This window comes from Corynebacterium suranareeae, assembly GCF_002355155.1.
Classification (GTDB): domain Bacteria; phylum Actinomycetota; class Actinomycetes; order Mycobacteriales; family Mycobacteriaceae; genus Corynebacterium; species Corynebacterium suranareeae.
Genome location: NZ_AP017369.1, coordinates 1,419,876 through 1,431,897, shown reverse-complemented (window position 1 = coordinate 1,431,897; position 12,022 = coordinate 1,419,876). Strand labels below are relative to the sequence as shown.

The window sequence follows — 12,022 nt, the reverse complement described above, 5'->3', positions numbered from 1 at the left end:
AAGTATTATATCCGGGCTGGATAAAAGCTATTTCCAAATTTGCATTAGATTGGTTCAGATGATTATATAGACAGATTTGTCTGTTTTAGAAATAGGTGGGTTTAGGTGGGTTTAGGTGGTGCCACCTGCCTCTGGCTATCCGTGGTTATCCGTGGCTATCTCTGGCTGCCCGTGGCTATCCCTGACACGTAATAGCCGACGACCAAACAGGCGTGCAAAGATTTTCGATTTTCAAGGATTTTTGTCATGCGAGTTTGGTTCATGGAGGAAAACCAAACACACGTGTCAAGAATTTGGATTTTTCGAAATTCTTGGCACGTGTGTTTGGCTTCAGTGGTCACTGCTTAAAATCTGGCCTGAGACCCTTGAAAATATGCCCTCTCAGAATCGCGTTTAAGAGCCTTTCAGACCCTTGTTGATCCAAATACTCATTTCGAAAATTCGAACGCTTAAACCGCGCATACGCAGCGACCGCTAACTCCCGAGCTGGTTCTATGTAAAGGTTCTCGTTAAATGGCCGCCCCAAAAACCAGTGGCACACCAGAAGCGCTTCTTAGAGGTTTTGTAGCGCTTGTCCATAGCAAATCACATGGGAAAATTCGAGACTTTAAACGGGCTGGAAACCCCTCAAACTTTTAGCGCTTAAAACAGTGCGCTCGCCATCTTCCCTCGCGCGGCCAACACGCGTGGGTCAGAAGTTTCAAACATGCCGAACAATTCCAGCAAGCGATCTTTAACCTGAGTCTTTTGATCACCACTGCTAATGGTCATCAATGCGATCAAACGATCAAACGCCGCTTCCGGATCCCCTGCCACCACAGCTGCATCAGCTGCGTTGAAAGCAAGCTCCACGTTTTGAGGATCAGCATCTGCGGCTGCATTCACGTCAACTGATTTATCCACAATGCTGAGGCGGCCCAAAAGTTTGGCTGTATCTCGAGCTTGCTTGGCATCAGTGTTGTTGGGTTCAGTTTCCAGAATGGAATCATAAACTGCAATTGCTTCATCAAATGCGCCACGGTTTAAGGCATCGGTTGCTGCATCGAAACGTGGGTCTTCTGGTTCTTGCTCATCTGCCTCCTCCCCGTTAGCACCTTGGTCAGGAAGTCCTTCCAATTGCCCAGCAACGGCTTTGACCACTTGGTCAGTCCATTGTTTCAACGCTTCTGCTGGTTGACCTCCCTGAAAGTCAGCCAACGGGCGTCCCGCAGCCACAGCAATGACGGTTGGAAGTCCTTGAACTCCAAACGCTTGTGCAACTGGTCCGTCAGTATCGGCATTGACGTAGGCGAAAATAAATTGACGATTGCTTGCAGCAGCTAGAGATGTGAGATCTGATTTCAGCTGTTCCGAATCAGGGCTACGTGGAGTACCAATTTGGACGACAACTGGCACCTGAGTGGATCGACGAAGAACTTCATTTTCAAAATTCTCCATGGTGATATCGATCGAGCTTGCTACACCCTCAGATTGAGGGCCTTGCTCGTGTGCTTTTTGTCGCGCATCTGCCCGCGCCTTAACTTCGCCTAAATCAATTGCGCCACTTACAAAATTGTGCGGTGTCGTCACGACTTATTTCACGCTTTCTTCTTAAACGTCATTTAAAAACTTTTAAAACTCAAAGTTCTAAGTCTATTCACAAAGCTAATCTCTAGCTAGACGCTCTTCTACAGCCTGTACTTTTCTAGTCAATTGACCGGTATGTCCAGGACGAATATCTGCCTTTATCACCAGCGATGTGCGGGGAGATACCCTCGAAACGGCTTCGGTTGCTTGTTTGATCACAGCCATCACCTCGTCCCATTCACCTTCAATGAGGGTAAACATGGCGTTGGTTTCATTCGGTAAACCAGAAGCCCGAACCACCCGGATTGCTTCAGTTACTGCATCAGCCATCTCAGCATCGGGGTTGTCGGTCACAGTCGGAGCAACAGAAAATGCAACAATCATGCCTGCCACCCTACCCTCGAAGGGTTATTGATGATCTAGACGCCAAAGATTTTGCTTATCGACGCTCCCAGCACGGCTTGTGCCAATGTCTGCGGTCATCCGCCCGGCCACCAGATTCCTTAGGCCACGCGACAATGTGAGCTACTCCCGGAGGAATGTTTTGGTTGCAACCAGGACAAATATAGAATTTCTTCGCCGCCGAAGAGCCTATTTGTCTCACCATATAGGGCTCTCCAAAAGACCAGCTCGGTCCTTCCTGAGTTTGGGTACCCCAGTACGAGGTTCCATCTACCGGCAGCTGACGAGCTGGTTGAATATTGTTTCTTCTATTTTTCCGTCCCATTGCACACCGCTACTTTTAAAACAGAGTGAGCTCGTTGGACTCAATGCCACGAAGGGCTTGATAATCCAAAGTAACGCATTTGATGCCGCGGTCTTCAGCCAGAGTTTTGGCCTGTGGCTTTATTTCTTGGGCTGCAAATACCCCATGCACCGGTTTTAATAGCTCATCGCGGTTTAATAGCTCTAGATACCTAGTTAGCTGCTCTACTCCATCAATGCCACCGCGTCGCTTAATCTCTACTGCAACGGTCTCACCGTCAGCGTTTCGGCATAAAATGTCCACTGGCCCAATCGCTGTTGGGTACTCTCGGCGAATTAATGAGTATCCCTCTCCCAGCGTGGTGATGTGCTCAGCTAGCAGTTCTTGCAGATGATCTTCTACTCCATCTTTCACCAAGCCTGGATCTTGACCGAGATCAAAGTTTTGCTCCGAATGAATCTCTTCCACCGTAATTCGAAGCTGTTCACCCTTTTTGTTTTCCACCACCCACAGGCTCTCTCCTGTTGCTTCACCATCTTCATCAGTAATGGGTGTTTCAGTTAGAGAACATGGCGGTGTCATCCAGTTCAGTGGCTTATATGCACGATCGTCGGCGTGGATGGACACTGAACCATCCGCCTTGACCATTAGGAGGCGATCGGCGGAAGGAAGATGAGCTTCCAAACGGCCAACATAATCAACTGAACAACGGGCGATGACTAAACGCATGCACCCACCATAACAATGACGTCTTACTAACGGTTTTTCCGGGTGTCTTTGCTGGATCGAAAGCGGTTGAAATCACGTGGATTCAAGGAATGCTCCGCCCGCGCATCTGGTGCGGCTTCCAGCCACGCCGTAAACGCCATCTCCCCATGAGCGTCCAAAGCTAATTCAATCTGGTCATTTTTGGATTTAATGTGCAGAATTTTTAAGCCTTGAGACATAAAAACCGCCTCATCAGCAGCTGGATCTCTACGATCGAGCAAGGTTACTGAAAGGCGGTTCAAAATAAGGTCAGCCATGGGAGACAAAGAGCGCAGCTTGAAGTACTCCAAGTCGTTGCCGTTGTAGCGAAATGATCCATGGCGCCAGCCATGAACACCGCTTTGTGGCAGCTCGCGCAGAATCACAGTGGTTCCCCGAGAACGTAAGGTGAAAAACCGCCAGGCAGCAAGAAGAACCGCCGACACTGCAACAATCACCAAACCCCAGGTCAAATATTCCACGGCCTTTTTGAGTCCTTCCTGCGAAAGAGAACGATTTTAGACGATCCTACTCACAATGTCGCCTGGCGCGAAACCGCCGACATCAATCCTGCCGAGGTCAAGGATCATAGGTTGTCAGGACCCAAGGTACTCCCAATAAATCACCCCCACAGTGGGGCTAAAGCGACACCCTGAAATACCAAAACCCGCTGATACTTCCTTTAGAAATATCAGCGGGTTTTACTACTTCAGCTAAACGGAGGTTTAGAGACCTTCGCTGCTGCGGCGGACCGCGCGCAGCCCAGCCTCGGCGTGTGCCTTGGCCAGCTCGTCGTCCGAATTAAGGTCAGCCTCGGCGGATGCGGTATCAACCTCATTCGCCCAGACGGCGAAGTCCGCGAGGATCGTCACCTTTTCCTTGGATACGGAGAGGAATCCACCCGAAACGCCGGCGATAAGCTTTTCGCCGTCGATCGGCTGGATGGTCACGACACCGTTCTCAACCAATTGGCCAAGAAGAGGCTCGTGATCGGGCAGCACGCCGATCTCACCCTCGGTGGTCTGTGCAGTCACGATGGAGGCCTGGCCGGCCCACAGCATGCGCTCTACAGACACCAGTTCAACGGTGATTTCAGCCATGTGTCTCTACCTTACTTTCCGGTCAGCTTCTTGTATGCAGCTTCGACATCGTCCAAACCACCGAGGCCGTTGAAAGCCTGCTCTGGGTAGTGGTCGAAGTCGCCGTTGCAAATACGCTCGAAAGCGTCGACGGTGTCGGTCAGTGGCACGTAGGAGCCAGGAAGACCGGTGAACTTCTCTGCAACGAAGAAGTTCTGACCCAGGAAGCGCTCGATACGACGTGCGCGAGCAACGGTGATCTTGTCCTCTTCAGACAGCTCGTCCATACCAAGGATGGCGATGATGTCCTGGAGTTCCTTGTTCTTCTGCAGAATACCGATGACACGCTGAGCCACCTCGTAGTGACGCTCACCAACGATTGCTGGCTCGAGAATACGAGAGGTAGAGGTCAGTGGGTTCACTGCTGGGTAAATACCCTTGGAAGCAATGGAGCGGTCGAGCTCGGTGGTTGCATCCAAGTGAGCGAAGGTGGTCGCTGGAGCCGGGTCGGTGTAGTCATCGGCAGGAACGTAAACAGCCTGCAGAGAGGTAATCGAACGGCCCTTGGTGGAGGTAATGCGCTCCTGGAGAACACCCATCTCGTCAGCCAGGGTTGGCTGGTAACCCACGGCGGAAGGCATACGACCCAGAAGGGTGGAAACCTCAGAACCTGCCTGGGTGAAACGGAAGATGTTGTCGATGAACAGCAGCACGTCCTGGTTCTGAACATCGCGGAAGTACTCAGCCATGGTCAGGCCGGACAGAGCCACGCGCATACGGACTCCTGGTGGCTCATCCATCTGACCGAACACCAGGGCGGTGTCCTGGAGAACGCCCATTTCTTCCATTTCGAGGAAGAGGTCGGTGCCCTCACGGGTACGCTCACCAACACCTGCGAACACGGAAGTACCGGAGAACTCACGTGCAATACGGGTGATCATTTCCTGGATAAGAACGGTCTTACCCACACCTGCACCACCGAAGAGGCCGATCTTTCCACCCTTAACGTAAGGGGTGAGAAGGTCGATAACCTTGATGCCTGTTTCCAGGATCTCGGTCTTACCCTCGAGCTGGTCGAATGATGGTGGCTCGCGGTGGATGCCCCAACGCTCGATGTCTGGGTTGGTGTTCAGGGAAACGTCGTCTAGGCAGTCGCCCAAAGCGTTGAATACGTGGCCCTTAACAACATCGCCCACTGGTACGGAAATTGGGCGTGCGGTATCGGTTACAGCAGCGCCGCGGACAAGTCCGTCGGTTGGTGCCATAGCGATGGTGCGGATGAGGTTGTCGCCGAGGTGCTGAGCAACCTCGAGAACAACGGTCTTCTTAACTGATTCGAGGGTTACCTCTACAGTAAGTGCGTTGTACAGTGCTGGCAGCTCGCCGCGGGGAAACTCCACGTCGACGACCGCACCAATGACACGCACGACACGGCCGGCAGTGGCTGCCTGCTGTGCGTTCTGCTCTTCAAGAGCTGTAGTCATAATTAGTCACTTTCTCCGCTGTCGGCGAGCGCACCTGCGCCACCAACAATCTCTGTGATTTCCTGGGTGATCTGTGCCTGACGTGCCTGGTTGGCCACACGGGACAGGTCCTTGACCAGTTCCGTAGCGTTGTCAGTCGCAGACTTCATCGCGTTTCGACGTGAAGCGGACTCTGCAGCTGCGGCCTCCAAGAAAATGGAGAACAGCCTACGAGAGACGTACTGCGGAAGCAGTGCCTCAAGCAGAGTGTCTGCATCCGGCTCGAACTCGTAGTCGGGTTCGACATCGCCGGAAGAGGACAGCAGATCCTCGCCTTTTTCGAAAATTTCATCTTCGATAACTGGCTCAACAGGCAGCAGTTGGTGCACTACTGGGTTTTGAGTCAGCATGGAGATGAACTCGGTGTAGACCACATGAACCTGGTCGAAGCCCTGGATATCCTGGCCTTCTGGTTGGTTCAGTCCCTCGCGCCATGCAGCTTCACCTTCAGAGCTGGCGGTGAAACCATCAATGAGGTGACGGCGCACGTTGTGGGTAGCTGCCCAGTCTGGATCCTGTGAGAATCCAGTCCAGGAGCCGGCCACATCTTCAGCGCGGAACTTGTAGTAGTCGACGCCCTTTTTGCCGGTGACATAACGAACCACGTCGTATCCGCTTTCGGCGAGAAGCTTTTCCAGCTCCGCTGCCTTCTTCAGAACGTTGTGGTTGTAGCCACCAGCCATGCCGCGGTCAGAAGTAACCACGAGCACGGCGGCTCGCTTGCCGCCTTCACGCTCACGCAGCATTGGGTGGTCTAGGGAGCTTGCCGACGCGAGGCGCTCCAGCACGCGCTGGATTTCCTCGGCGTACGGCGCAGCTGCCGCGACGCGACCCTGTGCCTTGGTGATGCGAGAGGTGGCGATGAGCTCTTGAGCCTTGGTGATCTTCTTGGTTGAGTTAACCGAACGAATTCGGTCACGCAATTCACGAATTGTTGCCATGGTTCACACGCCTCCCTTCAGTTGCTTGGACAGTCATTTAGTGTAGGCTCGCTGCCTTACTTCTTGCTGACCTTGCGGGAAACGGTGAGCTTGTCTTTCTTGACCTGGCCTGCATCGAGTGCTTCAACCTCAGGCTCGTTGATGACAGGGGTGCCATCGGTGGTCTGGAAAGCGCTCTTGAAGTCTTCGGTTGCCTTGAGCAAGGTTTCCTTGGACTCGTCGGAAAGCTGTGCTCCACCAGCGATCTGCTCGTAGACCTGTGCAGCGTTGGAGCCCAAGTACTCGTGCAGTTCGGACTCGAAGCGACGAACATCTTCAACAGGAACGTTGTCGAATGCGCCTTCGCCTGCAAGCCAGAGAGAGATGATCTGGTACTCAACAGCCTGAGGTGCATTCTCAGACTGAATCAGCAGCTGAACGAGGCGCTGGCCACGCTCAAGCTGGGACTTGGATGCAGCATCCAGGTCAGATGCGAAGGTAGCGAATGCTTCCAGGTCGCGGAATGCAGCCAGATCCAGACGGAGGGAACCGGCAACCTTCTTCATACCCTTGGTCTGAGCTGCGCCACCGACACGGGAGACGGATACACCGACGTTGATCGCCGGGCGAATGCCACGGTTGAACAGGTCGGACTCAAGGAATACCTGACCGTCGGTGATGGAAATCACGTTGGTAGGAATGAAGGCGGAAACGTCGTTAGCCTTGGTCTCAATGATTGGCAGTGCGGTAATAGAACCTGCGCCTAGTTCATCGGACAGCTTCGCAGCGCGCTCCAGCAGACGGGAGTGCAGGTAGAAGACGTCACCTGGGTATGCTTCGCGGCCTGGTGGGCGACGCAGCAGCAGGGAGATGGCACGGTATGCCTCAGCCTGCTTGGTCAGATCATCGTAGATGACTAGGACGTGGTTGCCCTGGTACATCCAGTGCTGGGCGAGAGCAGCGCCAGCGAATGGTGCAAGCCACTTGAAGCCTGCAGCATCGGAAGCGGGTGCAGCCACGATGGTGGTGTACTCGAGAGCGCCCTGCTCCTCGAGGGTCTTACGCAGGGCTGCAATGGTGGAGCCCTTCTGACCGATTGCGACATAGATGCAGCGAACCTGCTTGCTCTTGTCGCCGGTCTCCCAGTTGGCCTTCTGGTTAAGGATGGTATCAACGCAGACTGCGGTCTTACCGGTCTTACGGTCACCAATGATCAGCTGACGCTGACCGCGGCCGATTGGGGTCATTGCATCGATAGCCTTGATGCCGGTTGCCAAAGGCTCTTCGACTGGCTGACGCTCAAGCACGGTTGGTGCCTGAAGCTCAAGGACGCGGTCCTCTTCAGCTGCGATTTCGCCCAGTCCGTCAATCGGCTGGCCAAGGGGGTTGATAACGCGGCCAAGGAATGCCTCGCCGACTGGAATAGACAAAACGTCTCCAGTACGACGAACTTGGTCGCCTTCTTTCAGTAGCTCGTAGTTACCCAGGACCACGACGCCGACTCGGTCAGCTTCGAGGTTCTGTGCGACGCCGATGACGCCGCCCGGGAATTCGAGGAGCTCATTCGCCATTACTGACGGGAGGCCCGAAACCTGGGCGATACCGTCAGCGGCCGAAATAACCACGCCGACCTCCTCACGGGAGGCCTCCGCGGAGTAGCTCGAGGTGTAGTTCGCAATCGCGCTACGGATCTCATCGGAGGAGATCGTCAGCTCCGCCATGTTCTTCCTGCTCTCGGTTGTTTCTTCCAGCATTACTAATGTTGTCTAATTCGTCGTGTCTTTATGCGAAGCTTGCCCGCAGACGCTCGAGCTTGCCCGAGGTGCTGCCGTCAATTACTTCGTCTCCGACGCGGATGATCATTCCACCGAGGAGGCTGGTATCAACCTCGGAGTGGATGCTCATCGCACGACCATAAATACGTCCCAGCTTTTCAGCTAGCGCTTGTTGCTGTCCCTCGTTGAGTTCAACGGCACTAACAACATGTGCAACGGAGCGGCCCTGTAGCGTTGCTACTTCGCCAGCTAGTGCTGCAATGTCATCGATTGGGTTGTGCTCAGGGCGACCAATTGCTTGGAGTGCCAGGGCTTCAGTAACAGCAGTTACCTTGCCGTAGAGCACCTTTGCCAAAAGGTCGCGTCGTCCGCCAATTTCCTGGGTGCGATCGGAAAGCAGCTGGGTTAGCTTGCTTTCGCGATCCAGGATACGGCTTAGTCGGAACAGTTCGTCTTCGACTTGACCGAGCTGACCCTGTTTCTCCGCAGAGCGAAGAAGGGCGCGACGGCCAAGTTGGACTAGTCCAGCGCGGAACTCGCGTGGAGTGGACCAGTTCTGTTCTGCGGCGTCCTTGAGGACTTCGAGAACAGTTGGGCTCACTTTTCCACCGAATACAGCCTCAATGAGGCCGACTCGGCTGTGTGCATCCTTGGAAGAGTCAGCAACAGCAACACGCAGAGCTCGGTCGCCGTCGAGAACGTCGACGACGTCGAAAAGCTCAGATCCAGCCTGGGCGGCAACTGCCATGGTGTTATCTGCTGCTAGAGCAGTGTCCAGATCGGACGATACCTTTGCCAGTGCCTCGCGGCTTGCTGCGTGCATGTCGCCTACTTTCCGTTCGGTGCCACGGTATCGAGGTCGGCGAGGAAGCGATCAATCGTGCCAGAGCGCTTCACGTTATCGGAGAGTTGATCTCCAAGAAGGTGCTCGGCAAGGTTGATGGAGTTCTGGCCCATCTCGCGACGCAGTTCGTTAACGACCTGCTCGCGCTGTGCCAGAAGCTGCTTGTTACCGGACTCGATGATGCGGTTGCTCTCTTCGTTGGCCTTGTCCTTCAGTTCTGCCTCGATCTGCTTGCCGCGCTCGCGCGCCTGCTCACGGATTTCAGCAGCTTCGGTACGGGCCTCAGCGAGCTGTGCGTTGTACTTTTCAAGGGCAGCCTTTGCCTCAGCCTGTGCAGCTTCGGCGCGCTGAATGCCTCCCTTGATCCGGTCCTCACGCTCGGTCAGGACCTCCTGGAACTTCGGAAGAACAAGCTTCCAAAATACGATCAGGATGATCAAAAACGGGATGAGGGACCAGACGATGTCATACATCGGAGGAGTCAGAATTGAGTTTCCGCTCTCCAAAGGCAGCGCATCTGCGTTAGCGTGCGCCAAGTTGTAAATCGAATTCGCCATGGTTTACCAGCTTTCGGTTAGGTCAGCTGATTAGAACAGGAAGCCAGCAACAAGGCCGATCAGTGCCAGGGCCTCAACGAAGGCGATGCCCAGGAACATGGTGGTACGGAGCTGTCCAGCCATCTCAGGCTGACGTGCCATACCCTCGAGAGCCTTACCAACCAGGATGCCGATGCCGAGGCCAGGTCCGATGGTTGCGATGCCGTAGCCGACAGCGCCAAGGCCGGTGATGGAGGACTCGGTTGCGTCCTGTGCCAGGATGATCTCGTTCATGAGGTGTCGTTCCCTTTCTGGTGCCCGTGTTTTCGGGCTGTGAAGTGTGTAGTGGGGTTATTCAGTTGACCGAGTGGTCCGCTCGCCATTTAGGCAACTTGTGCAAGAAACCATAAGTGGCGACCTTTTTGTTCATCTAGTGAGAATCCGCGTGGAGTGAAAGTTCAATGTAGACAGCTACCAGCAGAGCGAAGATGTATGCCTGCAGGAAGATAACAATGAGCTCGTACACCGTGAAGAGAACTGCCATCAGGATGGTTACGCCGGACATTGCTGTCCATCCGTTGAACTGGAAGAAGAAGAAGTTCGTTGCGGAGAAAAGCAGAACCAAGATGATGTGACCAGCTAGGAAGTTGGCCATCAAACGCAGTGCCAGGGTGACTGGCCTCAGGATGAAGGTAGAGAAGAACTCAATTGGAACCACCAGAATGTGTAGAGCTGGTGGAATGTTTGGAATCACAACAGAAGACTTCACGTACTTGAAGAAGCCATAACGCTTTGAACCTGCGTAGATAAACGCGATGTAACCAGCTACCGCCATCACGATTGGGAATGCAATACGTGAGTTGGAGGAGATGTTTAATCCCGGAATGATCGTTGCAAGGTTCATCAAGAGTGCCGCGAAGAAGATGGTGGTCAAGATCGGCAGGAACCGACGACCTTCCTTCTTTCCGAGGATATCTTCTGCGATGTGAATACGAACGAAATCGAGTGCGTACTCTGCAAAATTCTGGACGCCATGAGGAACAAGCTTTGGCTTGCGCATGGCCCAAAGGAAGAAGACCACAACGATTGCCGCCATGAGAAGACGAATCAATACGATGCGGTCCATTGCGAACCAACCATTAGCGAAATCGGTGAACAGCATGTTCACGACTTCACCATTATCGGTTACGTGCCCCGGGAAAAATTCTTTGTCCAAATCGGGGGCGTGAAATTCGCCCTTCATGGACAGTGTTGTAACGCTCAGCGTTCTCTCCCGTGTTCGGGCCGTGCACCTTAAATTTGTGTGCACGGTGCGATGGACGTCTGAAAAACTCGCTGTAATCGCTACGGACTCCGTCGCACATCAGCGCAACGATCACAGGGGACGTGCTCCGCAAAACCCCTTTTGGCTATTGTCTGCTGCCTTGGGAGGTTTCTCGGTTCAACCCGCGTTATAGATTAACAGGTGAATTCCTCTTTTATCCAAGTGGAGCGGGGGCATTCAGTACAGTGAGCCAACACTTTGATGAAAATAGCGTGTGAGCGGGTACGATCAGGGGGTGTTATGTGTGTCACAACGTCCATTTTGAGGGCAAACGGGGGTAATTTGTGTGGGTTTCCTGGAGAAAATTCACCAGATGTTTGCCAGTATTTCGCAAGTATTTCCGCAATTCCTCGACGCTTGTTTTTCAGCACATCCGTGACTTCCTCGTCCTCGTTCATGGCTTCTTACTGCGGTTCAGCTCTCCCTTAAGCAATTATCGTGACACAAGACATATACGGCTTCCCGCAAGCAAAGGGGGCATTAATAAAAACGCCCCCGCTCCCCTGTTTTGTGGGAATCGGAGGCGTGAAAATGACCGAATAGCTAACCGACGTATGTAACCCTTGAGGTGACAACTCCCCACACTTCAGTGAGTAGAACAACTACGAGGGCTATCACCACTGTGACAAAAAGAGCGGTGTTGTCGTAGAAAGTCATGTCTTTGATGACAGCGAGGACGATGATCAAGATGACGATTTTTAGCAGCCAGCCACCAAGGACTACAGCGCCAGTAGTTGTGATGTTGGAGTTGGCGGTAAACAGCACGCTCAAAGCGGTCAGCAGAACAAAGCCACCACCCACTGCTGCCCCGATTACTACTCCCCATACTCCAGGAACGCCACGGGTGGCTCCCCAGATTGCTAGAGAAATGAGGGTAAAGATGACTAACGCGATGGAACCAAATTTTAAGGCCCGCTGGAGGGGGCGTCGGTGATCATCAAATTCAGAGATTTCAAACGGGGAATCGGTGTTGTCAGTATTTTCGGCGCTCACGAAGGGGAA

General features: G+C 53.5%; 14 protein-coding genes. All 14 read right to left on the bottom strand.

Annotated elements, in window-relative coordinates; genetic code table 11:
• Nucleotides 1-642: 642 nt before the first annotated feature.
• A complete protein-coding gene (locus N24_RS06785; RefSeq protein ID WP_096455480.1) occupies nt 643-1,569 on the bottom strand; it encodes a tetratricopeptide repeat protein in 927 nt (308 codons plus the stop codon).
• A gap of 75 nt (nt 1,570-1,644) precedes the next feature.
• Nucleotides 1,645-1,950, bottom strand: coding sequence for a thiamine-binding protein (locus N24_RS06780; RefSeq protein ID WP_096455478.1), 306 nt, complete (start codon nt 1,948-1,950; stop codon nt 1,645-1,647).
• Nucleotides 1,951-2,005: 55 nt separating this feature from the next.
• Complete coding sequence (locus N24_RS16560) at nt 2,006-2,293, bottom strand: hypothetical protein (protein ID WP_096455476.1); 288 nt, start codon at nt 2,291-2,293, stop codon at nt 2,006-2,008.
• 15 nt (nt 2,294-2,308) lie between these two features.
• Entirely contained in the window at nt 2,309-3,001 is a 693-nt protein-coding gene (gene nucS / locus N24_RS06770; protein ID WP_096455474.1) for an endonuclease NucS, read from the bottom strand.
• A gap of 26 nt (nt 3,002-3,027) precedes the next feature.
• The gene (locus tag N24_RS06765; protein WP_096455472.1) at nt 3,028-3,501 is read right to left on the bottom strand and encodes a DUF2550 domain-containing protein; all 474 of its coding nucleotides are present in this window, start codon (nt 3,499-3,501) and stop codon (nt 3,028-3,030) included.
• A 243-nt stretch (nt 3,502-3,744) separates the two neighbouring features.
• Nucleotides 3,745-4,119 (bottom strand): F0F1 ATP synthase subunit epsilon, encoded by a 375-nt coding sequence (locus N24_RS06760; protein ID WP_096455470.1) that lies wholly within the window; start codon nt 4,117-4,119, stop codon nt 3,745-3,747.
• 11 nt (nt 4,120-4,130) lie between these two features.
• The gene (atpD, locus tag N24_RS06755) at nt 4,131-5,582 is read right to left on the bottom strand and encodes a F0F1 ATP synthase subunit beta (protein WP_096455468.1); all 1,452 of its coding nucleotides are present in this window, start codon (nt 5,580-5,582) and stop codon (nt 4,131-4,133) included.
• A 2-nt stretch (nt 5,583-5,584) separates the two neighbouring features.
• The gene (locus N24_RS06750; protein ID WP_096455466.1) at nt 5,585-6,562 is read right to left on the bottom strand and encodes a F0F1 ATP synthase subunit gamma; all 978 of its coding nucleotides are present in this window, start codon (nt 6,560-6,562) and stop codon (nt 5,585-5,587) included.
• A 56-nt stretch (nt 6,563-6,618) separates the two neighbouring features.
• Nucleotides 6,619-8,262: a F0F1 ATP synthase subunit alpha gene (atpA, locus tag N24_RS06745; protein ID WP_096455464.1), complete on the bottom strand. Its 1,644-nt coding sequence runs from the start codon at nt 8,260-8,262 to the stop codon at nt 6,619-6,621.
• A gap of 61 nt (nt 8,263-8,323) precedes the next feature.
• Nucleotides 8,324-9,139, bottom strand: coding sequence for a F0F1 ATP synthase subunit delta (locus tag N24_RS06740; RefSeq protein WP_096455462.1), 816 nt, complete (start codon nt 9,137-9,139; stop codon nt 8,324-8,326).
• A 5-nt stretch (nt 9,140-9,144) separates the two neighbouring features.
• Nucleotides 9,145-9,717 (bottom strand): F0F1 ATP synthase subunit B, encoded by a 573-nt coding sequence (locus N24_RS06735; RefSeq protein ID WP_096455460.1) that lies wholly within the window; start codon nt 9,715-9,717, stop codon nt 9,145-9,147.
• Nucleotides 9,718-9,747: 30 nt separating this feature from the next.
• Nucleotides 9,748-9,990 (bottom strand): ATP synthase F0 subunit C, encoded by a 243-nt coding sequence (locus N24_RS06730; RefSeq protein WP_096455458.1) that lies wholly within the window; start codon nt 9,988-9,990, stop codon nt 9,748-9,750.
• A 136-nt stretch (nt 9,991-10,126) separates the two neighbouring features.
• The gene (gene atpB / locus N24_RS06725) at nt 10,127-10,939 is read right to left on the bottom strand and encodes a F0F1 ATP synthase subunit A (RefSeq protein WP_096455456.1); all 813 of its coding nucleotides are present in this window, start codon (nt 10,937-10,939) and stop codon (nt 10,127-10,129) included.
• 624 nt (nt 10,940-11,563) lie between these two features.
• Nucleotides 11,564-12,013, bottom strand: a complete 450-nt coding sequence (locus N24_RS06715; protein ID WP_096455454.1) for a hypothetical protein — start codon at nt 12,011-12,013, stop codon at nt 11,564-11,566.
• Between the last annotated feature and the right edge of the window lie 9 nt (nt 12,014-12,022).